This window comes from Streptomyces atratus (assembly GCF_900119365.1).
GTDB lineage: Bacteria > Actinomycetota > Actinomycetes > Streptomycetales > Streptomycetaceae > Streptomyces > Streptomyces atratus_B.
Genome location: NZ_FPJO01000002.1, coordinates 527,286 through 550,496 on the forward strand (window position 1 = coordinate 527,286; position 23,211 = coordinate 550,496).

The window sequence follows — 23,211 nt, forward strand, 5'->3', positions numbered from 1 at the left end:
AATCCACCGTTGAACCACGAACCCTCCCGCCGGCCGCGCCCCGAGCCGCCCACGCCCTCCTCCGGCAAGGACCGCCTGCCCGGCGAGCACGACGTCAAGGGTCATGCCTTCCGGGACGAGGAGGAGGAGCCGGCCCCGCCACCGGCCGGTCCGCCGCGCCGGTTCACCTGGCGCAAGCTGGTGGTGATGCCGGTCGCGCTCGTGATCGTGCTGGCCATCACGTATCTGTGGATCACCAATGTCCATCTCGACTCGATCGCGCGGAACTCGCTGACCGGCGGCAATGTGCGGTTGCGCTGGTGGCAGCATGTGCGGCTGACCGCGATCTCGACGTTCTGGGTGCTGATCATCGCCATTCCGCTGGGGATCGCGCTGACCCGGCGCAGGCTGCGCAAGGGCGCCCCGGTGGTCACGGCGGTCGCCAACGTCGGGCAGGCGACACCGGCGATCGGCCTTCTGGCACTGCTGGTGATCTGGCTGGGCATCGGACCCTCGACGGCGATCATCGGCATGGTGATCTACGCGGTGCTGCCGGTCTTCTCCAACACGGTGGCCGGTCTCAGGGCGATCGAACCGAACCTGATCGAGGCCTCGCGCGGCATCGGCATGTCGGCGACGGGGACGCTCACCAAGGTCGAGCTGCCGCTCGCCGTCCCGCTGATCCTGGCCGGTGTGCGCACGGCGCTGGTGCTCAATGTGGGTACGGCGACCCTGGCCACCTTCGTCGGTGGCGGCGGCCTCGGGGACCTGATCACCTCGGGCATCCAGACCCAGCGGATGCCGGTACTGGTGCTCGGTTCGGTGCTGACGGTGGTGCTGGCGCTGCTGGTGGACTGGCTGGCCTCACTGGTCGAGGTGGCGCTGACGCCGCGCGGACTGGAGGTGGGGTGATGGGGCCGCGGAAGGTACGGGCCGGCCTGGTGGGGGCGGTGGCGCTGGCGCTGGCGCTCTCCGGGTGCGGGCTGAAGAGCGGCTCGCCGATGGTGGACGACGTGGTGCCGGGCTCGGTCGGCCGGGGGAAGCCGCTGGACGGTGCCTCGCTGACCGTCACCTCGAAGAACTTCAGCGAGAACATCATCCTGGGCCAGATGATCGGCCTGGTCTTCAAGGCCGCCGGCGCGGAGGTCCTGGACCGGACGAACCTGCCCGGCTCGATCAGTGCGCGCGAGGCGATCGTCAAGGGCGGCGCGGACGCGATGTACGAGTACACGGGCACCGGCTGGATCACCTACCTGGGCCATGCGAAGCCGATCCCCGACCCGGTCGAGCAGTGGGAGGCGGTCCGCGACGAGGACCGCAGGACGGGGGTGACCTGGCTGACGCCGTCCACGCTCAACAACACCTACGCGCTCGCCATCAGCCGGAAGAACAACGCGAAGTACCACCTGAAGACGCTCTCCGACGTCGCGGCGCTGGCGAAGAAGGACCCGTCGGCGGTGACGATCTGCGTGGAGAACGAGTTCGCCTCGCGCGACGACGGGCTGCCGGGCATGGAGAAGGCCTACGGGATGTCGCTCCCGGCCGGCAACATCAAGAAGATGGATGCCGGGATCATCTACACCCAGGTCTCGAAGTCCAACTCCTGCCTGCTGGGCGAGGTGTTCACCACGGACGGCCGGATCAAGGCGATGGACCTCGAAGTGCTCGTCGACGACAAGCACTTCTTCCCCAACTACAACGCGGCGCCGGTGATCCACACCAAGACCTTCGAGAAGTATCCGCAGATCGCCGCGCTGCTCGACCCGGTCAGCAAGAAGCTGACCACCGAGGTCGCGCAGGTGCTCAACGCCAAGGTGGACGTGGACGGGCAGGACCCGCACGAGGTGGCGAAGGACTGGCTGATCCAGGAGGGGTTCATCAAGGAGGGCTGAGCCGGGAGCCTCCGTCGCCGCCCTCCCCCGGGCAGCGCCCGCCGCTCGCAAAGGTTCCGTTGCAAAGAGAGCTTTGCAACTCTACGGTTTACCCATGCCCGCAACAGAGGACGGCGCCGGGACCCCCGCCGAAGCCGAGAACATCCACAAGGTCGATGCCCGCACCCTGCGCGGACTGGCCCACCCCCTGCGGCTGCGCCTGCTGGCCGCCCTGCGGGAGTACGGCCCCGCCACCGCCTCCGGTCTCGCCGAGCGGCTCGGCGAGTCCAGCGGAGCCACCAGCTACCACCTCAGACAGCTGGCGGCGTACGGCTTCGTCGAGGACGACCCGGAGCGCGGCAAGGGCCGCGAGCGCTGGTGGCGGGCCGCACACCGCGGCACCGTCTTCGACAGCGGCAGATTCCTGAGCCACCCGGACCCCGCGGTACGCGGTGCCGTCGATGTCGTACTCCACGAGACTGCCACCTCGCACGCCCAGGAGCTGAACACCTGGATCGGCACCATGCGCGAATGGCCCGAGGAATGGCGCGAGGGCTGGGACATCAGCGATTTCCAGGTGCGCCTCACCCCGGATCTCGCCGAGGAACTGATCGGGAAGATCCACGAACTCATCGAGAGCTACCGGGGCCAGGTCCCGGAGGGCACCGAGGGATCGGCCGACGTCCGCAGCCATGTGCACCTCTTCCCGCGCCCCGCGGAGTAACCAGCCCCGCGGGCAACGAGCCCCTCCCGACCGGAAGGACACCGTCATGCACTCCGACACCCATCTGCTGCTGCACGGCCTGCGCTCCGCCGAACTGCGGCGGTACGCAACGGAGTCCGACCTCGTACCGGCCGCCTCGCGCACCGGACTGCGCCCGTACCGTCGCAGGCGGCCAAGGAGATCAGCAGCTCGGGACCTTGTGCCCCTGCTCCAGCGCCCGGAGCGAGGACACCGCGCTCTTCAGAGTCGTGACCGGGATCAGCCGCAGCCCCTTGGGGAGCTCGGCGCGCGCCTCCCTGCACTCCGCCTTCGGTACGAGGAAGACGGTCGCCCCGTCGCGGCGTGCCGCCTGGGTCTTCAGCGACACCCCGCCGACCGCGCCGACCTCGCCGTTCGCCTGGATCGTGCCGGTGCCCGCGACGGTGCGGCCGCCGGTGAGATCGCCGCCGGAGCCGTCGCCGTCGAGCTTGTCGACGATGCCGAGCGCGAAGAACAGACCGGCACTGGGGCCGCCCACATCGGCGAGGTGCAGGGTCACATCGACCGAGCCGGGCTTCTTCCCGAGGTAGTTCAGGGCGGCGTCGACCGCGGAGTCCTGCGACTTCCGCATGTCGTCGAGGTTGTGCTTCTCGATCTCCTTCTCGGAGCCGCCGCTCGGATAGACGGAGTCACGGGGCAGGACCGCCCGGTCCGTACGGAACCAGCTGTCGATCACATCACCGACGCCGACATCGGCGGTCGGCCCGGTCGCGACGATCGTCGTCATCCGCAGCTCACCCTCGGTGGGGCGGGTCGGTGCGCCCTTGATGCTGATCACGGGCGTGCCGTGATCGTCCCCGAGCACGTTCGCCGTCGAGCCGGGCTGCGCCAGGGTGAACGGCAGCGGTGCGAACGCGGCCACGCCGAACAGGGCGAGGACGGGCAGGGCGCACAGAGCGAGGGCACGGGGGCGCGAGAGACGAGTGAGCACCCGCCCAATCTAACCGCCTGGCCCGGACGCACGGGCCGGGAGCCCCGTACGCGGCCGGAGGGCGTTTCTACGGCGTCCGCCGGTTTCCCATCGACATGGCCAGGGCGACCACCCAGCCGATGAACGTCCAGCCGAGGAACAGATTGATCACGAACACCGAGCCGGTGTTCACCCCGCGCCCCGCGGCGATCATGAACGGCAGGAAGTACACCGCGATACCCACGACGACGAGAAGCAGGAGAACAGAACCATCCATCGGAACCCCCCGGAACGGCCACGCGCTTCGGTCAAGGCGTGAGCCCCGAAAACATACGGCCCGGCCGGGCGCCCGCGAAGACATGAACCGGCCAGAATCCGCCCCGAGTGCCGGCCCGCGATCGGCCCCGCAGGGTCCGTCCGGCCCATCGGTTCTCCGGCCCGTCGCCCCCTATCGGAGCGCGTCCGCCACTTCCCGGGCCGCGTCCACCACGCGGGGCCCGACGCGCTCGGGCACGGAGTCCGAGAGCATCACCACACCCACGCTGCCCTCGACCCCGGTCACCCCCACCAGCGCCGCCGCGGCCCCGCTCGCCCCGGCCTCCAGCTCGCCGTGGGTGAGGGTGAAGGCGGTCTCGCCGACCGGCTTCTGGCGGGCGGCGAGGATCGCCCGGCCCGCGGCGCCCCGGTCCAGCGGGTGGCGGAAACCGGCCCGGTAGGCCACGTGGTAGTCCGTCCAGGTCGGTTCGACGACCGCGACGGCCAGCGCGTCGCTGCCGTCGACCAGCGTGAGATGGGCGGTGGCCCCTATGTCCTCGGCCAGCGACCGCAGCGCGGGCAGCGCGGCTTCCCGTACGAGCGGATGCACTTGGCGGCCCAGGCGCAGCACACCCAGGCCCACTCTGGCCCGGCCGCCCAAGTCGCGGCGCACCAGGGCGTGTTGCTCCAGGGTGGCGAGCAGACGGTAGACCACGGTCCGGTTGACCCCGAGTTTGTTGGACAACTCGGTGACGGTCAGGCCGTGGTCGGTGTCGGCAAGCAGTTTGAGGACCCTCAGGCCCCGGTCGAGCGTCTGGGAGGTTTCCGCGGTCACGACGCCCTCTCCTCTTTGATGAGCGGCAGCGGCTGGTTCCCACGGAATGTGCGCCGCCGGTCCCAGCGGCGACGCACGGAGAGGCCGCCGGCCTAACCAGGCACCGGCTGCGCCCCGGAGCGGCTCTGCCACGGGGCGTTCATTTTTTGGGACAGTAGCGAGCGAGTCCGCTCAGCGGAAGGCCTCGTCCAGAATCCGGGCGCCGTCGGAGCGGGAGTTGGCTTGAAGCAGCATAAGTGCCGGTCAGCGCGGCGCCGGCCGGATCCCGGAGGTCTACGCGCGTCCAGGTCGGCCGACGCCTTCACGGCACTTCACGCACCGGAAGTGAACTGTCGTCAACTCACGGTGAACGACTGCTGCACAATTTTTCCGTTCACGAGCACCTCACAGGCCCGGATCGACTTCGTCGCCGGGTCACGGACGGTGAAGTCGAGGGCGAAAGTGCCGTCGAGCCCGACGACCCGGGTGACGTACGGGTCGGCGGTCTGCTTCCCGTCCGCGGTGCGGCCCGTCACCGAGACCGTGGCGACGGGGGCGAATCCCCGTCCGGTCACCTGGACCGCCGTGCCGACGGGCCCCTCGGGCGGCGAGAGCGCGAAGGACGGTCCGGCGGGAACGGTGCCGTCCTGGACGGTGAACGCCGCTGTCTCGGTGCGCGGGTTGACGAGGACCTCCCGGACCCGGATGGCGACGGTGTCGGCGGCGTTGACCGTGAAGGTCTGCGAGAACGCCCCGTCCAGCCCCACCACCTTGGTCTTCGCCGGGTCGGACGTCTGCGATCCGTCGGCCCGCAGCCCGACGATGGACACGGTCGCGACCTTCGCGAAGCCCTGCCCGACGACGGTGACCGCCGTGCCCTTCGGACCGGCCGACGGAGTGAGCACGACGAAGGACGGGGCGACGGTCAGCGGGGTGAGGGCCTGCGCTCCCCCGGCGGTGACCTGGAGTGCGTACACGGCACGCGGGGTGGATCCGGCGACGGTGACCGTGCCGGCGAGCGTTCCGTCGGCGCCGATCCGGAGGGTGGAGCCGCTGATCCGGGTGCTGTCGCAGGAGCCGCCGTCGGCGGTGCAGAGCGCGGCGGTGGGCGTGGTGCCGGACGGCCAGTCACCGCCGAAGAGGGCGATCGTCCCGCCCGGCTTGACCTTCGCCGCGCCCGCGGAGAGCGTCGCGGAGGCGTCGGTCACGGTGAACGGTGTGGTCAGCACAGTGGCCGGATCGTTTCCCTCGTCGACCTGGATCGCGGCGATGGCCGGGTCGGAGACGGTGAAGTCGGCGCTGAACGTGCCCTCGGGGGTGCTCTTCACATAGACGGCGGTGTCGTCGAGCGTCGCCCCGCCCGCGTCCAGGCCGACGGTGTTGATCCACCGGTCCTGGAAGTAGTTGCTGCCGGTGACCCGGATGACGCTGCCGACCGGCGCGCCGGAGCGGGAGAGCGCGATGGCCCGCGGCCCGGCGGGGACGAAGGCCTTGACCGTCAGGGGCGCGGTCGCCTCCTTCGTACCGTCGCCGACCTTCACCAGGTACGAGCCGTCGGGCACGGCGCCCGCGGCGGCGAGCACCGCGCTGCCGGACAGTTCCCCGGAGCCGCTGATGGAGAGGGTGCTGGAGACGAACTTGGCGGGGTCGCAGCCGCCGCCGTCCGCCGCGCACAGCGACGGTACGGGGGTGGCGCCCGCGGTCCACAGGCTGCCGGACAGGGTGACGGCGGTGGACGGCCGGACGGCGGTGGTGGGTGCGGTCAAGGTGGCCGGATGGCCTGCGGTGCCCTCGGCGGTCACCGTGCCGATGGAGCCGCCGCCGCTCACCACGTCGCACGGGGTCTCGTAGGTGGAGCCGAGCACCTTCGTACGCGTCAGATTGCGTACGGGAGTGAAGGAGATCGGGCCGCTCGCGTCGGCGGGGATGATGAAGTCCCCTTCGTACGGCGGGATTTCGATGGGCTTGCCGGACGGGATGTCGAGGTTGATCTGGGGGCCGGTGACGGTGACCGTGCCGGTGGCGCCGCCGGACATGGCGAAGTCGATGCTGGGGGTGGTGGGGACGTCGCTCAGGCTGAGGCCGCTGGTGGCGGGGGACGGCCCGAGGGTGACCTTGGCGTGGACCTTGCCGCCCGGGTCGACGATCGACGGCGACAGGTCGACGCTCATCTGCTGCGGCCCGGTCGCCTCGCCCTGACCGGCGGGCAGGCTGCAGTGGACGGTCGGGGTGACGGTGCCGGCCTGGGCTGCGGGCGCGAGTGCGAAGGTGCCACCGGTCCAGACGAGCACGGCCCCGGCGGTGAGGGCCACGGCGCGGCGTAACACCGCACCCGGTCTTCCGGTTCTTGTCGATTGTCGGGCGGGCATGTTGCTCCTCCATGGGTGTCTTCAGCTGCTGCGGGAATTTCTCCGAATTCGGAATGACGACGCCCGCCCGCTCCGATGCGACGGGGAGCGGGCGGGCGCCTCCGGAATTATTCGTTTCCGTGCTCAGAGAAGGGTCAGGGTGAGAGTGGCGCTGTAATCTCCGGGCCGGGTGAATCCGGGAACGGTGAGGGTGAGATCGGCATCGGCGTCGAACCGGCCGCCGGTGAACGGACGGGAGCCGTCCGGATCCATCCGGCAGAGGCTCGCCGCCCCGCTCCCGAGCGCGGCGGGCGATCCGGCCACCGGCACCCCCACGCTGCCGTTCTGCGCCGTGCACCTGGGCGTCCAGCGGACGGCGCCGGCCGGGATGGTGCCGCCGTCGGCGCTGGTGAAGCCGGTGAGGGTGGCGGTCAGGGACCAGCCGCTGTCGACGCCGCGGGCGTCCTCCACCTCGACCCGGTTGAGCCGGGAGCGCTGCACACCGCTGCCGGTGCCCAGGACCGTCGTACCGAAGTCGACGGTGTCACCGTCCTGGACCATGGACAGTGTCCCGGCCCTGACCGAGGTGTTCAGCTTCTGATCGGCGCTGCCGCCTCCTCCCCCGCCGGTGGAGACAGTGAACGGGGCGGTCCGTACGGTCGCCGGGTCGTTGCCCTCGTCGGCCTGGACGGCGACGACGGCCTCGGAGACCACGGTGAACTCGACGGCGAAGGTGCCGTCCGAACCGCTCTTCACGTAGACCGCGCTGTCGTCGAGCCCGGTGCCCGAGGCGTCGAGGCCGATGACATTGATCCAGCGGTCCGGGTTGTAGTTCTTGCCGCTGACCGTGATCACACTGCCGACCGGGCCGCTGCTCCGCGACAGCGAGATCTCGCGGTCGCCGGCCGCGACGGCCCTGACGGTGAGCGGGGCCGTGGCCTCCTTCGTTCCGTCGTTGACCTTCACCTCGTACGTGCCGTCCGGCACCGCACCGGCCTGCGCGAGGGTGGCCGTGCCGCTCAGCGTCCCGTCACCGCCGATGGTGAGCGTGTTGCTGCTGAACTTCAGCGGATCGCAGCCGCCTCCGCCCACCGAGCAGAGCGAGGGCACCGGTGCACCGCCCGGCGTCCAGCCCGAACCTCCCAGTGTCACGGCGGTGTTGGGGCGTACGGGGTCGGCGGGCGCGCTCAGGGTGGCGGGCTCGGAGCCGGCACCCTCCGCCGTGACGGTGCCGATGCTGCCGCCGCCGTCGACGACGTCGCACGGTGTCTCGAAGACCGAGCCGAGCACCTTGGTCTGCGTCAGGGTGCGGACCGGGGTGAACGAGATGTCTCCGGAGGCGTTCGCGGGGACCAGGAAGTCGCCCTCGTACGGCGGGAGTTCGATGGGCGTGCCGGACGGGATGTCCATGGTGAACTCGGCACCGCGCACCGTGACGGTGCCGGTCGCGCCGCCGGACATGGCGAGGTCCAGGCTGGGGATGGTCGGCACGTCCTCCAGAGAAAGGCCGCTGGTGGCGGGGGACGGGCCGAGGGTGACCTTGGCGTGCACCTTGCCGCCCGGGGCGACGACCGCGGGCGACAGCTCGACGGTCATCTCCTGCGGCCCGGTCGCCTCGCCCTGGCCCGCGGGCAGGGTGCAGTGGACGGTCGGGGTGACCGTACCGGCGGCCCGCCCGTCGGCCGACGGTGCGGCCTGGGCGCTCGCCCCGGCGCAACTCAGCGACATCACGAAGCAGGCAGCGAGCAGACCGGTCACGCCGGGTCTTCGTCGTCGTATCACCAGACACCCCTCCATGGCCCATTGATTGCGCACATTGAGGAGGCCGGGTGCCAAGAAGTCAAGAGAGAACCGATTGATCCTTATCTGAAATGCCCGAAAAGCATTTCCGCGGGAATTTCAAGTGCCCCTGCGGACATCTCTTGACTTCTCTGAAGATCACCGTTTCACTGCTGCCGACATGCCGGGCCCGGCACGCAGATCCACTTCTTCAGTTCTTCGGTGAATCTGCGGAATTCAGAACCGGAAGGAGTTCCCCCCGTCATGTCGTCGAATCGAAGACACATCCCCCTGGTACTGGCCGCGGCCTGTTCCGTGGCCGGCGCACTCGCCCTGGCCCCGACGGCCCAGGCCGTGACTCCGCTCACCGCGACGGCCACGTACGACTGCGGCGCCTGGGGCAGCGGTCTCGCCACCCTGACCGCCGCCGACTCGGGCACGTCCAAGACCATCAAGATCACGTCCACCGCGATCACCATGCCGGCCGGTACCAGCGCCGACCCGAACAGCATCACGACGACGCTCAAGCTCACCAAGACCTCGGGCGGCGTCACCAGTCAGGTGCGGTTCTCCGGGAAGACCAACCCCGGCATGAGCGGCGGCAGCCCGATCACCCTGGGCCCGCTGAAGCTCACCTCCGGCACCCTGGCGGCGGGTGACAGCACGAACTCCGTGGTGCTGCCCGCTCCCCCGAGCGCCACCAACTGGTCACTGCAGATCGTGGCCTCGTCCCCGACCTCGGCCACGGTTCCGTGCGTGGCCACGACGAACCAGTCCGCGCCGTTCGTCTGGTAGCCGCGAGGTTCCTCCGGTAGTCCGCGCCGTTCGTCCGGCCCGCGTCGTTCCTCCGCTGGTCGCGCCACCCTCATCCGCACGTACGACACCGGCCCGGGGCGAGGACCGCAGTCCCCGCCCCGGGCCGGCACCCGCATGCCCCCGTCGGCTCACGTCATACGGGTGGCCCACTCCTGGACCTTCTTGATCCGCTGCTGGATCTGCCCGGCCGTGGCCTCCGCGCTCGGCGGCCCGCCGCACACCCGCCGCAGCTCGGTGTGGATCACCCCGTGCGGCTTGCCGCTCTGGTGCGTGTAGGCCGAAACCATCGTGTTGAGCTGCTTGCGCAGTCCGAGCAGCTGCTTGTGCGTGACCACCGGCCGCGCGTCAGCCGGCCTCTCCAGCAGATCGGCCTCCACGGCCGGCCTCTGGCGGCTGTGCGCGATCTGCCGGGACTGCCGCTTCTGGAGCAGCAACTGCACCTGGTCGGGCTCCAGCAGCCCGGGAATCCCCAGGTAGTCCTGCTCCTCCTCGCTGCCGGGGTGCGCCTGCATGCCGAATTCGGCACCGTCGTACAGCACCCGGTCGAAGACCGCGTCGGATTCGAGGGCCTCGAAGGGCAGCTGCTCCTCGGTCTCCTCGTCCTCCAGCTTCTCGGCGTCGGCGAGGAGCTTGTCCTCCTCCGCGAACGGGTTCTCCTCGTCGCTGCCCTTCTTGGGCTTGTCGAGGACGTGGTCCCGCTCGACCTCCATCTCGTTGGCGAAGTCGAGCAGCATCGGAATGGTCGGCACGAAGACCGAGGCGGTCTCGCCGCGCCTGCGCGAGCGCACGAAACGCCCGACGGCCTGCGCGAAGAACAACGGCGTGGAGATGGTGGTGGCGTACACCCCCACGGCGAGGCGCGGCACGTCGACGCCCTCCGACACCATGCGGACCGCGACCATCCAGCGGGAGTCGTCCGCGCTGAACTGGTCGATCCTCTTCGATGCGGCCTTCTCGTCGGAGAGGACCACGGTGGCCTTCTCGCCGGTGACCCGCTTGAGGATCTTGGCGTACTCGCGCGCCGATTCCTGGTCGGTGGCGATGACCAGCCCGCCCGCGTCCGGAATGCCCTTGCGCACCTCGGTCAGCCGCTTGTCGGCGGCGCTCAGCACATTGGGGATCCACTCGCCGGTGGGCGCCAGGGCGGTGCGCCAGGCCTGCCCGATGGCGTCCTTGGTCATCGGCTCGCCGAGCCGGGCGGCGATCTCGTCACCGGCCTTGGTGCGCCAGCGCATGTTTCCGCTGTAGCTGAGGAAGATCACGGGCCGGACGACGCCGTCGGCGAGCGCGTTGCCGTAGCCGTAGGTGTAGTCGGCCGAGGAGCGCCGGATGCCGTCGTTGCCCTCCTCGTACGCGACGAAGGGGATCGGGTTGGTGTCGGACCGGAACGGCGTACCGGTGAGCGCGAGCCGCCGGGTGGCCGGGTCGAACGCCTCCTGGCACGCCTCGCCCCAGGACTTCGAGTCACCGGCGTGGTGGATCTCGTCGAGGATGACGAGGGTCTTGCGCTGCTCGCAGCGGTTGCGGTGCAGCATCGGCCGTACGCCGACGCCCGCGTAGGTGACCGCGACGCCGTCGTACTCCTTGCTCAGCGGACCCGCGCTGTAGTCGGGGTCGAGCTTGATCCCTATCCGGGCCGCTGCCTCGGCCCACTGCTTCTTCAGGTGCTCGGTCGGCGCGACGACGGTGACCTGCTGCACGACGTGGTGGTGCAGCAGCCATGACGCGAGGGTCAGCGCGAAGGTGGTCTTCCCCGCGCCGGGGGTGGCGACCGCGAGGAAGTCGCGCGGCTGCTCCTGGATGTACTTCTCCATGGCGCCCTGCTGCCAGGCTCGCAGCTTGCCGGCCGTGCCCCAGGGGGCGCGGCCGGGGAAGGCGGGTGAGAGGTGGTGGGAGGCGGTAGTAGTCACGGTCTCCGGTTCGGGTCTCTCGGGTACGTGGGGCGCTGTCCGCACGGCCGGGACGGACCCGCACGCGATACGACAACCGGGCCACCTTACCGGGGGGCGGCGCGTGCACCGCCTCGAACTACGCCGCCCCGCACGGAATTGCGATGGCTGTCACACGCCCTCGACGACCAGTTCGCGCAGCCCCTGGGAAACGGTCTTCACCTCGTCCATTTCGCCGGTGGCCACCGCGATGACCAGACGTTCCGCAGCATCGATGTCCGGACGCAGATCCACGCCGTTCATCGCCAGAAAGGTCACGCACGACAGCCAGGCCGTGCGCTGGTTGCCGTCGAAGAGCGGGTGATTGATCGCCAAGGACTGCAGGAGCGCGGCAGCCTTGTCGATCACGTCCGGGTACGCCTCCTCGCCGAACATCGCTGCGGACGGACGGTGCGCCGCCGATTCGAGGAGCCCGGCATCGCGTACGACGACGTGCATGTCCGAGCAGGCGTGCTCGGCAACAACAAGGGCGTCCTCGGACGTCAGGTAGACACAGGTCACTTGAGCCGCTCCATGAGCTCGCTCCACTTGGCCGCCTGCTCCTTGGCCGTCTTGCGGACGATGGCCTGCTGAGCGGTCCTGGCCAGGTAGTCGTCCACGGCCTGGAGCAGTATGGCGTGCATGCTGGTCCCCTCCTGCGCCGCGCGCTGCTTGAGGGCTTCGGTCTGGTCGTCACGGAGACGCAGGTTCATCGCCATACCAAACCGGTACCGCCGAGTGGGGCCAGACTGGTACCAACTACCGGGTTCGCACCCGCGCCGCCACCCACGCCCCCGCCAGCGCCACCCCCGCCATCGGCAGGAAGACCGCCGCGAACGCCGCCGGATGGGACCCCGCGGCCCCCGCCGCCGCGTCGTGCACGGCCCCCACCGCACCACCGCCGAGCGCGGCGAAGGCCGCTCCGCCCGCGGCGAGCAGCAGCACGTTCGACAGCCCGTCGGAGATCTGGAGGGCGGCCGAGTTCGCCCCCGCCTCCTCCGGCGCCGACAGCTTCAGCAGCAGCACGCTCGTCGACGCGATCACCACGCCCATGCCGAAGCACCCGAAGGCCCAGGCCACGGCCACGGTCCAGACCGGCACCGAGTCGATCAGCACGGACGGCGCGGCCGCGATCGCCGCGGCGACCAGCACCATGCCGCCCACCATCATGCGCTCCCGGTACGGCTCCAGACGCGGCCGGGACTGTACGTACGAACCGAGCGCCCAGGTCCCGCCCCCGGCCGCGAGCGAGAACCCGGCCATCGTGGGGCTGAGCCCGCGCTGGGTCACCAGCATCAGCGGTACGAACGACTCGGCGGCGATGAACGACCCGGCCGCCACCCCGCGCAGCAGCACCACCGAGGGCAGCCCGCGCGCCGCCCGGCCGGTCCCCGGGGGCAGCAGCCCCCGCACGGCGGGCACGAGCAGTGCGACACCCACGGCGGCCGGCAGCAGCGCGAACCAGTTCAGCTCCTGCCCGGCGTACTGGAGCAGCGCCGCACCCAGCGAGATCCCGAGCGCGAGCATGATGCGCCGCCGGTCGTACGGCTCGACGGGCGCCGAGGGATCGGCCGGCCCGGACGCCCGCCGCCGGATCGCGGGCAACGCGAGCGCCAGCGGGAACACCACGAGGACGGGGATACCGGTGAAGACCCACCGCCACCCCAGGTGCTCGGTCACGCTCCCGGAGACGAGCGGCCCGACGACCGACGGGATCACCCAGCTCGCGGCGAAGGCGGCCAGGATCGACGGCTGCAGCCGCTTCGGGTAGGCCCGGCTGATCACCACGTACAACGCCACGATCACCAGCCCGCCGCCGAGCCCCTGGACGGCCCGCCCCGCGACGAAGATCCACATGGTCCCGGCGGTCCCGCAGAGCAGCAGCCCTGCCGCGAACGCGCTGATCCCGGTGGCCAGCGGCCCCAGCGGACCGCGCCGGTCCGCCCACTGCCCGGAGAGCACCATGGCGAAGAGGCTGGTCGTGAAGTACGCGGAGAACGCGAACGCGTACAGCGGAATGCCGTGCAGCTCACGCGCGGCGACCGGCATCGCGGTCCCCACGGCGGTCGCCTCGAAGGCGATCAGGAACACGACGGAGACGATGCCGACACTGAGCGCCCGGTAGGTCCTCCCGAGCACCCCTTCTCCGGATCCGGACTCGGACTCGGCGGCGACGGCGGCATCCGCTGTGTCCACGGCTAGGGGCGGGACATCGACGCCGTCACGCGGTTCCAAGGCACTCATGAGCCCAAGCGTAAGGGGCAAAATCTCACTTGGTCCCTGTCGCGAGGCGGTCCCCCGCTCGTCCGTTGGTCGTAGGACCGCGACGCACCGCACGGACGCCGCCGCCCCCGATCGTGAACGCGGCATGGCAGTCGCATTGCAGCCCGCCCCGCGCTCTTGAGCACCCGGAACACCCGGCCCTACGGTCGAACCACGACGAGGAACACACGGCCGTGTGCCCGAGTGGTTCAGGGGCTCGACTGCAACTCGAGTTACACCGGTTCGAATCCGGTCACGGCCTCGCAGACGAAGCCGCCCGCCCCCGGGGACGTTCCGGGGCGGGCGGCTTTCCGGGTCCAGGGCCCCGACCCCGCCACCAATAGAAACTCAGTTGGCAGTCCGGGACTCCAGCACAGGCTTGTCCGGCAGCCCGCCGTTGTTCTCGCACTGCAGCTTCTTCGCCACGGCAAGGGATGCTGCATGCAGGACCGTCAGGTTCACTTCCCGCGAATCAGACTGAGTCTGCTCATGGTCCCTCGGTCGGCCAAAATTGCCGAGTATGCGCATCGGACGATCCTTCGAACCTTCGAACCGAGAGCTCACACACTCGAAGTAGAGAGCGGCGGACGTCGGAGTCGCCTCGGACTGCTTTCCCATGGTGTAGAGCTTTCCCCCTGCCGGAAGGCGCAGGTCTCCCACGTCCTGCGGCGCGTACATGGAAAACGCGATGCCCGCTCGCCCCTCTCTCCCCGCGCCTTTCGGGGCGATTCGACACAACGTGTCGCCTTGGGCCCAGCGACGGCCGGACTCGTACCCGTCCTCAAGTGCGTCGGCGACGCGGTCCATGGCGTTCGGGTTGGTCCAGGCGAACGAATTCGCACCCGTGACGGACTGAATCGTCTTCGCCAGCGGACCCTTGAACAGGCCATCACATACCTCCCCCGCCCCGACGTACTCCGGCGTCTTCTTCTCCTCGCCACACCCGGCAGTCGCTGCCCCGACAGCCATCAGCAACCCGACAGTGCACAGCACCCGCCTCACGCGCACCGTTTCCACGGCCTTCACCTCCGCGCCTCGTCCCACACCATTCGCCGGCTCAGTCTCCGGTCTCGGGATCGCTGCCCTGCTGGTTCTCACGGTCATTTCCTATTGCATATCCGATTCTCATCGATTCCTTCAGGTCCTGACGGAAAGTGGCGTCAGCAGCAATCGTATGCCGCTCCAGGAACCCTTCCATGGGCGCCTCAGCCATGGACTCCCCGGAACGGAACACCCTGGTCTTCTCCTCACGGGTGAGTTCCTCGACCTTTTCCTTGTGCTCCTCCACGGACTGGTCCGAAACCTTCCCGATGAACTGACCGATGACATGTTCCACGGCTCCGCTGGCCGTATCGCTGCCCAGCGTGATCAGCGTTGCCGCCGCGCCTACTGCCGCTACGGGTGGCAGAAATGCGACGCCCGCGGCGACCCCCACACCTGCTCCGAACTCGATCCAGCCGGACCGTGCGGCCACGGCCTTTTCGTAATCTTCTTGCTTCTTCATGTCCGACGCCACGACCTGATCCGCACGAGATTGGTCGAGCATGCCCTGCACCTCGGCGCCCGTACCAACTACTGATCGCGCATCACCCTGGTTGACCTCGCCGCTCGAGTCCACCTGACGCTCCAACATTCCGGTGGTGTAGATCTGTTCTGCGTTGGAAAGCGTGGCGTATGCGTCTGGGTGCTGGCCGAGAGTACTGAGGAATTGACGCGCTACATCTCTTCCGTTGCGACTTACTCCATCACTGTTCACGATGGAGAAGTCGAGGTGCCCTTCCGGATTCTTGCTCGGAGCAAATACGCTGTCCGAGTCATTCTTTTCGAGCGACCAGTTGATGTCGTCGATGTACCCAGCCCCCATGACCCCGAGGCTGTCGGCCATCGCCTCCTGCTTTTTGAGCAGGCCTGCATCCGAGCCGTACTTCTCCATGACATCGCGCATGACGCCGGCGTTGCCCGCGTCCCGTTCGACACCGGCATTCGGACTGTCATACGGGTACCCGAGGGTCGCCGCCTCCAGTGCATGTCCGAGCGCGTCCGGCATGTAGCCGAGCGACCTCTCCTGTTCCTTCGGGTCGAGCGAGTCGACATCCCCGAAGGACTTCCACTTCTCATTCCCGAAGAAGTCGAGGTAGTTGTCGATGGCCGCGCCATCCGCCTTTCCGAGGTCCGCCGTAGCATCTTTGTTGGCCGTGCCGTCCTCGTTGTACATGGTCGGGCCGTCGGAGAAGAAGTGCTTGGCTGCGTCCGGGCTGTGCCCCAGGGCTTCCAGCATGGAGACGGTGGGGTCGTATCCGGAGCCGTTGACGCCGGAGGGGTTGAACGGGTTCTTGAACGGGCTGTTCACCACCTTGCTGTCGGCGAACATGTACGGGTCCTTCTGGTGCAGCTGCGCCACGTGCTCGGCAATCGGGTTCAGGAACTTCGCACTGTAATTCCCGTACCGCATGATCCCGCCGAGCAGTTGGTATCCGAACGGCCCACCGCTGTCGTACTTGGTCAGCGGGATACGCTCGGTGCCGAGCTTGCGCAGGTCCGGACCCCAATCGGCTGTGAATTTCTTGTCACCGGAGGCGGTAGCCAGGTTGAGACCCAGGTTTTTCTGGAGCTCCTGGACGTCCTTCAGCCGCTCCTTGTCAACTTTTCCGTACTCGTACGTATCAGTCGATAGCTGACCGAAAAAGGCGAGCGACTTCTCCGGACCGAGCTTCTCGTAGAAATTCTTCGCGAACTCGCGCGACCTGCCGTTGTCGTGAAGCAGCTCGTTGAGCGCCTGCAGCTCGGTGTGCGTGATGTCCCGACCTTTGCCAGCAAGCGCGGCTGCGCGGGCCGCCTCCTCCTGGTCCAGCTTCTCGTACTTCGGCGCGGTGAAGTCGCGGCCCTTGGTGACGTTGGCCTCGAGGGCGTTCTTGAAAGCGACATCGGTGTCATTGCAGTTGTCGACGATGAGGTCGATCTTCTTCTGCCATGCCTCGATCGCCTTCTTCTGCTGGCCCAGAATTTCGAAATAGTCGGGATCCTGGTTGGGCGAGACTCCTGACTTTTCGTAAGGATGCCGAGCCGTGACCTTGCCCTTGGCGTCCACATGGATGCCGGCCGAGGGTCCCTCGTCGTCGCGAATGCTGATCAGCTCATCTTTGGCCTTCTTGATGGCCGCGCACGCGTCTTCGAGGATCTGTTTGACCCCCTTGGCCTCAGCGGCGGCGTCCTTGAACTCCTTGGCCGTCTTGCCGATGAACCCTTTCGTGACGCCCGCGTTGACGCCCTCCCACTCGGCCTTGTCCGCTTTGGCCTTCATGCCGTCATGGGCGTCCTCGGCCAGCCGGTCCAGTTTGGCGACCATCTCCGACCAGTCGTCGGCCGCTGCCTTCAACTTGGCCACGGGCGCGTCGACAATGTCCTCGAAATTCAGCATGCGCCTGTTCCCCCACGTACTACTTCAGGTATTCGTTGAGTTTGGAGACAGAAATCAGGTCGCCACCGATCTGCACATCGTCCTTCGCATGGGCGGACTTGGTGTAGTCGAGATGGTTCGAGATCTGCGCACAGGCGTCAAGAAGGGTCTTCAGGTGGGTGTTCCACCGATCATGGACCTTCAACAGGGCGGACCCACTGGAAAAATTTCCATTAGTGAGCGCGTTCGCCGCATCGAAAGTCGAGGGGCGGGCATGGTCACCCTCCCTGGAGAGCCGGGTACGCAACCCATACGCATCGTGACCAATGGCACCCAGATGGTCCTGATTGACCGCCAGATCGGCGTTCGCGGGACCAGCCTGGCTACCTGCACCACCCCCGACCCCATTAAGTCGCATATCAACCTTTTGCGCCGATTCTGCACGAAGAGCTGACCACTCAGCATCGAATGTCATTAACTCCCCCACAATCAGTTCCCGGATACCGACGAGACCATTTTCGCAGGCTCTCACGTCGGCCTCTCAGTATCAGCCAGTCCCCCGAAAGGTGATCAACCAACGACTGCCGCACGGTCCAGGCGCCGTGCGCATCCAGAATGTCACCCCTGGAAAACACCGACCGTCAAAGCAGTCGCCGCGTCGAGCCTGCCGACGCCCCGACTCCGCTCACGCACCCCTCACCCGCGCCTGATCGAGCTGTGCGAGGACCGCGTCCACCGACTGCTCCACGGTCTGCCCGGTCGTGTCCAGCCAGAGCCCGATCCGCGGCGTCTCCTCCCGCAGCACACGGTCCAGCGCCTCCACCGTCCACCCGGCCCCATAACCGCTCTTGCCCCGCCCGGCCTCCCGCTCGGCAACGGCCCGCGGCTCGGGGGCGAGCACGACGACGTACAAGGGTCGCGTCCGCACGAGTTCGACGTACCCGGCCAACTCCGCCCCCAGCACCACGTCCTGAACGACAGCGGTCCAGCCCTCACCCGCGTAGGTGTCGGCCGTCATCGCAGACAGCCGGTATCGCAACCGGAGTTGAGCGGCAGCCTCCTCGTACGCCCCCGGCACCATCTCGGCCCGTCCGGACACCACCATTCGCCGGAAGACATCTCCGCGCACATGAACGGACCGGGGCAGCCGCTCGGCAAGGGCCTGGGCCACGGTGGACTTCCCGGAGGCCATCACGCCGGTGATGAGGACAACGGCGGGGCCGGGATCAGCAGACGGCAACACGACCGTGGTCAGCCCTTGACGGCACCCGCGAGGAACGCGGACCAAGCGGCAGGAGCGACGGCAAAGGTGGGACCGTCGACGACCTTTGAGTCACGGACATGCACGGTGTGGGGGCAGGCAGCAACCTCCACGCAGGCTTCGCCCTCATTGCCGCTGTAGCTGGACTTGCGCCAGTCGTAGGCGACTTCGACGCAGGCACCGCCTTCGTTGCCGCTGTAGCTGGATTTGAACCAGGAGAGCTCGGGCCCGGTGGTCACAGTTGCCTCGCCTTCGTTTCGATGATCTCCGCCGACTTCCAGGGGTTGAGCGCCTGAGCCCGCAGGATGCCGAAGAGGTCGAACATGTCGCCCACCTGCTCCGGCCTGGAGATCAACCTATCGCCGCCCTGCGCCTCCACGTACACCAGATTGCGGCCTTCTGCCGTACACATCAACTGCATCGGCCCCATCAATCCAGCGTGCGTGTGCTGATCCGAGGGCATGACCTGCACGGTGAGGTGGTTCATCCGCCGCATGCACTCCAGCAGATGCAGCAACTGCGCCTTCAGCACCTCCGCGCCGCCGAGGGTCCGGTCCAGGATCGACTCCTCGATGACAAACCCGACGTACGGCGGCGGCGTGCGCATCAGCACCGCCTGCCGTTCCAGCCGCGCCTCGACATGCCGGACGGTCTCGTCCTCGGTGTACGCGGGTTTGCGCGCCCCGTAGAGGGCGTACGCGTACGCCTCCGTCTGGAGCAGCCCCGGAATCAGCATCGTCTCGTATGCGCTGATGACCCGCGCCTGCCGTTCCAGCCGCGCCCAGTCCAGGAACTTCGCCGGGTACTTCTCCTCGTCGATCAGCTCGATGCACGCCTTCAGCGCACCGCCCGCGACGAAGACCCGGTCCGCGTCGGCCAGCAGCTCCACCGACGGAATGCGCTCCGCCCGCTCGACCGCCCCCATCAGCGACTCCGAGATCAACAGCTTGTCCGCCGCGTCCTTCTGCGTGAGCCCGGCCCGCACCCGATGGATACGGATCAGGTCCCCCACGAGCCTGCGCACCCGCGACGGCTCTCCACTGGTCCCCACAACCACCACCACCCTCTCTACATCCCGTCGATGTGGATCGCGCCCTCCTGGTCACGCTACGCAACCGACGGAATCCTCATAGCTATGACGAGCAAGAAGCACCCCGAATGGGTCCCGTCCGCCGGACACCAACTGCACCTGACCGGCATCCACTTCGACGCCATCCGGCTGCGGGGCGTACGGGGCGAGGCAGTGCTGCACCACCTCGGCACCCTCACCGAGGGCGAACCGGGCCCGGTCGTACGGGAGATCGCAGGCAGCCGATGGACGTACTTCCTGATCCCACCCGGGTCGAGCAAGGAGTACGACTGGCCTCCGGGCGCCAGGTGCTTCGGGCCGGCTGCCCGGGACCAGTACGTCGGAATCCCCGCTCCGGACGGCAACACGTACCCGCTGAGCTGGCGGTGCGGGGCGCCGCAGGAAGGGGAGTTCGTGGACGTGGAGCTGCTGTACGGGCTAGTGATGGCGCAGTTGGCTCCGGACAGGCTCGGGGAAGATCGCACGACATAAACGGTGGACGTACCGCCGACGAACCACTCAGGTGGAGGTCGCGGCCGACCTGCACGACGGTGCGAGAGCCGTCGCAGACCGCGGCCCCGCCGCCTGACGCGGGTGGTCCGCATCCCTGCGGGCACCCACGCGTATCGCCTCGGTGAACGAGCCGCGTGGGGTCGCACCCGGACCTCGCAGCAGCGGGACTTGAGGACGGCTGTCACACGTCTGCGGCCGTCGGACCGTCGGCGGGCGTCGTGACCGCGACGCGCACGGCGCCGGTGGTCGAGGCTGCGACCTGTGCGATCGTGCCCTCTTCGGGGTGGCGGGCGACGACGACGGGGGCGCCCTCACGCGTCGGCACGTGGCGCACGCTCCATCCCGCGCGCTGGAAGTACGCCTGCGCGCGTGCCAGGACCCGTACCCTCACGTCCTCCGGCAGCGGCTCCGTCGACCAGGCGTGATGAACCGAGGCCCCGGACTCGTCCCGGACCACGCCGAGGCCTTCCCCGGGCTGCGTGGGCGCCGACCCGACCCGCAGGGCATCGTAGATACGGCTGGAGTGGCCGAGAGCCCGATGCCGAGCGGGATCGTCGGCCTGCGGCTCCTCCAGTGCGGCGGGGTCGGCCTCGGTCGATGCCGAGGACTTCCCCGGCGGGAGGAAGCAGGGCGACCTCACCTTGAGGGTAGCGAGGCCCTCGCCCTTGGTGCGGTCCAGGACACCGGTGATGCCTTCCATCCAGAAGTCATCGGGCTCCGTGCGCATGCTGACCCAGGGGAAAGGGCCGGACATATCCTCCTTGTTCGACGAGTTGTACTTGTAGCCCTGCTTCAGCCAGGCATCCCGCGCCTGCAGCACGAGGCTCTTGGCCTCGGACCCCGGAACCCCGGTCAGCTTGTAGAAGAGGGTGACCTGCAGTCGGTCGTCGGGACCGTGGTCGTCTCTGGCGATACAGGGGCCAACGGTCTCGGGGCCCGTGCGCTCCAGTGTCGGATTGGGCGACATGCCGTCCACCGCCTGGTGAACGATCTCTTCTGCCCGGTCCATCGCTTGCTGCTCGTTCATCATGACCTGCTTCGGTGTTTCTCCGCTGTCTTGCTGTGCCCCGCACGCGGTCACCATGACCGTCATGGCCGCCAGCAGTGCAGCAGCCGGGAAAGCCCCCCGCAGAGTCATGGCTGTCCTCCGGTAACGATCCTTGCCAGCTTGTTGACTGGTTTCGTCCCAATACTGGGAGTGCGCGGGCATAATTTCGCCACCAGAGCCCGGGTGCCTCCCGGCGGGGACGTCGAAGACCACGCCGCCGAAGTCGTCGGAGACCGGGTCGGTTCCGTGAACGATCGAGTGGTCGTCGAAAAGCTCCATGTACGCCTTCGGATTGAGGGGGGCCAGGGGGCCTGCCAGCGGCGGGGCAAGGTTGATGAGATCGTTCTTGGCCGTGGCCGCGAAGACATGGTCCGCCGGGATATTCAGGTCCTTCGCATGGTCCACGCCCACGCCCGGACTACCCACCATGATCGCGTTGTCGACCGGCAGGTCTATATGGGTACTCATCGTCTGGCCTGCCACCAGGGACCCATAGCTGTGACCCAGGAGCGTCTGGTTCACATCGCGATGGTTGGCTTCCTCAATACCCTGAAGGAAGTTGCCCAGCGGCTCCTCGGCCTTGTCGGCCCACTCGGTCTCCGTCGCATCGCTCATGATGGCCTGCGGGGCGTCGTAACCAAGCCACACGACCGATGCCGTCGAGTGGGCGAGATCGTGGCGCTCTGCCTCCGACTGGAGTGCTACAGCTCTTCCGATGTCTCCGTCGATGGACCCCAGCTTGGCAAACGTCCCGGGCACGTACGTCACCACGTTGTCGGCAGTGTCCGGATTATCGCACCAGCACTACGCAGCCGTGAGTACTTATGCGCAGGGCGAATTGGAGCCAGGGGGAGCGGTCGGAGGGGGTCCGTAGGCCGGGTGCGTGGGCTGCTGGGATTGCTGGTACGGGTTGGTGCGCGGAGGCTGGTGCGGGTACGCGGATGGCGCGGCTGCGGAGCCAGACTTGCGACGACGGGAGCGGATAGACAGAGCCGCGGCCACTACGCCAGTGAGCGCGACCGTGCCGATACCCAGACCGATCCAGAGACCCGTGTTGCTGCTGCCATCGGAGGCGGGGGGTGCTGCGGTCGGCTTGTTGACGTCCGCTGAACCCCCGGTCGCCTTGGATGGCTTGACGGAAGGGCTGGGGCTTGAACGCTCGGATGCAGCGAGGTCGGGGAGCGGGTACACGTCTGGCGGGCCGGGGTCGCCCGGGGCCTTGAGGGCAATGCGGGGGCGGACGATGCCGTAGCCGACATAGTCGTTGCGCTTGGCGCCGCTGGTCGGAGCACCTGCCGTCTTGAGCAGAGCCCGCAGTACCTGGTTATTGGTCCAATCCGGATACTTGGACCAGATCAGCGCGGCGGAAGCGGAAACGACAGCTGTGGCATCGCTGGTGCCACTGGTTTTGCACAGTCTCGTGCCACCGCTGCAACCGTGCACCATGTCCACGCCTGGGGCCGAGAGATCGACCTGTGCGCCGTACTGAGAGAAATCCGACTTGTGCAAGTTCTTGCCAATCGCCCCTACGCCGACGACCCCTGGAGTCCCGGCAGGGTACTCGATCAGATTTCCCTCATCAGCAGTATTCCCCACAGCCGCAAAAATGAGCACGCCTTTATCCAGGGCATACTTCACGGAATCCGCGAGTTTTTGCGACCCCCCAATACTATCTCCGACCGAAGCATTAATGATTTTTGCACCGTGATCAGCAGCGAAGCGAATCGCTACGGACAAGTCATCATTAAAATACTTGTTCCCTGTCGCCCCATTCACTTTATTGGTATTGTCTCTCAGCCGGATCGGGAGAATTTTCGACCCCGGCGCGAGCCCGAAAGAACCACCACCACTAGCCACATTACCGGTCCCGGCGATAATGCTCGCCATACCAGTCCCGTGATTGTCGTAGTCCGTTTGCTCGTCTCCTGGGGAATCCTTCGCCAGATCCAATCCCTTGAGAACGCGTCCTTGGAGATCCGGGATGGATGCGTCCACGCCCGAATCGATAACAGCTACCGTGATGTTTTTCCCCGTGCTCAATTCCCACATCTGCTCGGCCTGCATCGCATCCAAGTACCACTGGTCCGAACGGACGGTGTCCGCGTACGCAGGTCTGGCGCCCACCAGCAGCAGCGCCGTTGCAGACGAGACAGCGACACCACGACGGATGGCCGCTGCAGTGCTGGAACGCATCTCAT

At 68.0% G+C, this 23,211-nt stretch carries 22 protein-coding genes and 1 tRNA gene; 6 read left to right on the forward strand and 17 right to left on the reverse strand.

The features are described from left to right. The first annotated feature begins 75 nt into the window (after window positions 1-75). The 3 genes from BT364_RS06565 to BT364_RS06575 all read left to right on the forward strand — a co-directional run bounded on the left by BT364_RS06565 (window position 76) and on the right by BT364_RS06575 (window position 2,574). Window positions 76-891, forward strand: a complete 816-nt coding sequence (locus BT364_RS06565) for an ABC transporter permease (RefSeq protein ID WP_072484212.1) — start codon at window positions 76-78, stop codon at window positions 889-891. Next, window positions 891-1,871: a glycine betaine ABC transporter substrate-binding protein gene (locus BT364_RS06570; protein WP_072484123.1), complete on the forward strand. Its 981-nt coding sequence runs from the start codon at window positions 891-893 to the stop codon at window positions 1,869-1,871. Before BT364_RS06565 ends, BT364_RS06570 begins: the two co-directional genes overlap by 1 nt. A 94-nt stretch (window positions 1,872-1,965) precedes the next feature. Then, entirely contained in the window at window positions 1,966-2,574 is a 609-nt protein-coding gene (locus BT364_RS06575) for a winged helix-turn-helix domain-containing protein (RefSeq protein WP_072484124.1), read from the forward strand. A 181-nt stretch (window positions 2,575-2,755) separates the two neighbouring features. Here the strand turns inward: BT364_RS06575 and BT364_RS06580 are convergent, their stop codons facing one another. The 5 genes from BT364_RS06580 to BT364_RS06600 all read right to left on the reverse strand — a co-directional run bounded on the left by BT364_RS06580 (window position 2,756) and on the right by BT364_RS06600 (window position 8,698). Beyond that, window positions 2,756-3,544: a S16 family serine protease gene (locus BT364_RS06580; RefSeq protein ID WP_072484125.1), complete on the reverse strand. Its 789-nt coding sequence runs from the start codon at window positions 3,542-3,544 to the stop codon at window positions 2,756-2,758. 67 nt (window positions 3,545-3,611) lie between these two features. After that, window positions 3,612-3,800, reverse strand: coding sequence for a superinfection immunity protein (locus BT364_RS06585; protein ID WP_072484126.1), 189 nt, complete (start codon window positions 3,798-3,800; stop codon window positions 3,612-3,614). Between the two features lie 171 nt (window positions 3,801-3,971). Continuing rightward, complete coding sequence (locus tag BT364_RS06590) at window positions 3,972-4,613, reverse strand: IclR family transcriptional regulator (protein ID WP_072484127.1); 642 nt, start codon at window positions 4,611-4,613, stop codon at window positions 3,972-3,974. A 335-nt stretch (window positions 4,614-4,948) separates the two neighbouring features. Next, window positions 4,949-6,961 (reverse strand): hypothetical protein, encoded by a 2,013-nt coding sequence (locus BT364_RS06595; RefSeq protein ID WP_143166454.1) that lies wholly within the window; start codon window positions 6,959-6,961, stop codon window positions 4,949-4,951. 123 nt (window positions 6,962-7,084) lie between these two features. Continuing rightward, the gene (locus tag BT364_RS06600; RefSeq protein WP_072484129.1) at window positions 7,085-8,698 is read right to left on the reverse strand and encodes a WxL domain-containing protein; all 1,614 of its coding nucleotides are present in this window, start codon (window positions 8,696-8,698) and stop codon (window positions 7,085-7,087) included. Window positions 8,699-8,983: 285 nt separating this feature from the next. On the opposite strand from BT364_RS06600, the gene BT364_RS06605 reads away from it, so the two are divergent. Then, the gene (locus BT364_RS06605) at window positions 8,984-9,514 is read left to right on the forward strand and encodes a hypothetical protein (RefSeq protein ID WP_072484130.1); all 531 of its coding nucleotides are present in this window, start codon (window positions 8,984-8,986) and stop codon (window positions 9,512-9,514) included. 149 nt (window positions 9,515-9,663) lie between these two features. Here the strand turns inward: BT364_RS06605 and BT364_RS06610 are convergent, their stop codons facing one another. The 4 genes from BT364_RS06610 to BT364_RS06625 all read right to left on the reverse strand — a co-directional run bounded on the left by BT364_RS06610 (window position 9,664) and on the right by BT364_RS06625 (window position 13,707). Then, a complete protein-coding gene (locus tag BT364_RS06610) occupies window positions 9,664-11,445 on the reverse strand; it encodes a DEAD/DEAH box helicase (RefSeq protein WP_072484131.1) in 1,782 nt (593 codons plus the stop codon). Window positions 11,446-11,595: 150 nt separating this feature from the next. Continuing rightward, the gene (locus BT364_RS06615; protein ID WP_072484132.1) at window positions 11,596-11,985 is read right to left on the reverse strand and encodes a type II toxin-antitoxin system death-on-curing family toxin; all 390 of its coding nucleotides are present in this window, start codon (window positions 11,983-11,985) and stop codon (window positions 11,596-11,598) included. Then, window positions 11,982-12,182 (reverse strand): ribbon-helix-helix protein, CopG family, encoded by a 201-nt coding sequence (locus tag BT364_RS06620; RefSeq protein WP_072484133.1) that lies wholly within the window; start codon window positions 12,180-12,182, stop codon window positions 11,982-11,984. Before BT364_RS06620 ends, BT364_RS06615 begins: the two co-directional genes overlap by 4 nt. Window positions 12,183-12,222: 40 nt before the next feature. After that, window positions 12,223-13,707, reverse strand: a complete 1,485-nt coding sequence (locus BT364_RS06625; RefSeq protein ID WP_072484134.1) for an MFS transporter — start codon at window positions 13,705-13,707, stop codon at window positions 12,223-12,225. Between the two features lie 208 nt (window positions 13,708-13,915). Between BT364_RS06625 and BT364_RS06630 the strand changes: the two genes are divergently transcribed. Beyond that, window positions 13,916-13,987, forward strand: a tRNA-Cys gene (locus tag BT364_RS06630). Window positions 13,988-14,073: 86 nt separating this feature from the next. Here the strand turns inward: BT364_RS06630 and BT364_RS06635 are convergent. The 6 genes from BT364_RS06635 to BT364_RS06660 all read right to left on the reverse strand — a co-directional run bounded on the left by BT364_RS06635 (window position 14,074) and on the right by BT364_RS06660 (window position 19,407). Continuing rightward, window positions 14,074-14,742 (reverse strand): hypothetical protein, encoded by a 669-nt coding sequence (locus BT364_RS06635; RefSeq protein ID WP_079179337.1) that lies wholly within the window; start codon window positions 14,740-14,742, stop codon window positions 14,074-14,076. Window positions 14,743-14,782: 40 nt separating this feature from the next. Further along, on the reverse strand, window positions 14,783-17,143 hold the full coding sequence (locus BT364_RS06640; RefSeq protein ID WP_072484135.1) for a hypothetical protein: 2,361 nt from the start codon (window positions 17,141-17,143) through the stop codon (window positions 14,783-14,785). Window positions 17,144-17,162: 19 nt separating this feature from the next. Further along, complete coding sequence (locus BT364_RS06645; RefSeq protein ID WP_072484214.1) at window positions 17,163-17,597, reverse strand: hypothetical protein; 435 nt, start codon at window positions 17,595-17,597, stop codon at window positions 17,163-17,165. Between the two features lie 210 nt (window positions 17,598-17,807). Beyond that, window positions 17,808-18,362, reverse strand: coding sequence for an AAA family ATPase (locus BT364_RS06650; RefSeq protein ID WP_371268240.1), 555 nt, complete (start codon window positions 18,360-18,362; stop codon window positions 17,808-17,810). 11 nt (window positions 18,363-18,373) lie between these two features. Then, window positions 18,374-18,622 (reverse strand): DUF397 domain-containing protein, encoded by a 249-nt coding sequence (locus BT364_RS06655; protein ID WP_072484136.1) that lies wholly within the window; start codon window positions 18,620-18,622, stop codon window positions 18,374-18,376. Further along, window positions 18,619-19,407 carry a helix-turn-helix domain-containing protein gene (locus BT364_RS06660; RefSeq protein ID WP_256259603.1) on the reverse strand — a complete coding sequence of 263 codons (789 nt, stop codon included), beginning with the start codon at window positions 19,405-19,407 and terminating at the stop codon, window positions 18,619-18,621. The genes BT364_RS06655 and BT364_RS06660 overlap by 4 nt, the downstream gene beginning before the upstream one ends. A 111-nt stretch (window positions 19,408-19,518) precedes the next feature. On the opposite strand from BT364_RS06660, the gene BT364_RS06665 reads away from it, so the two are divergent. Next, the gene (locus BT364_RS06665) at window positions 19,519-19,944 is read left to right on the forward strand and encodes a hypothetical protein (protein WP_079179338.1); all 426 of its coding nucleotides are present in this window, start codon (window positions 19,519-19,521) and stop codon (window positions 19,942-19,944) included. Window positions 19,945-20,146: 202 nt separating this feature from the next. Here BT364_RS06665 and BT364_RS42575 read toward each other — a convergent pair whose 3' ends face one another. Beyond that, window positions 20,147-21,784 (reverse strand): alpha/beta hydrolase, encoded by a 1,638-nt coding sequence (locus BT364_RS42575; protein WP_079179339.1) that lies wholly within the window; start codon window positions 21,782-21,784, stop codon window positions 20,147-20,149. A 51-nt stretch (window positions 21,785-21,835) separates the two neighbouring features. Beyond that, window positions 21,836-23,206, reverse strand: a complete 1,371-nt coding sequence (gene mycP, locus BT364_RS06680; RefSeq protein WP_072484137.1) for a type VII secretion-associated serine protease mycosin — start codon at window positions 23,204-23,206, stop codon at window positions 21,836-21,838. Window positions 23,207-23,211: the final 5 nt, after the last annotated feature.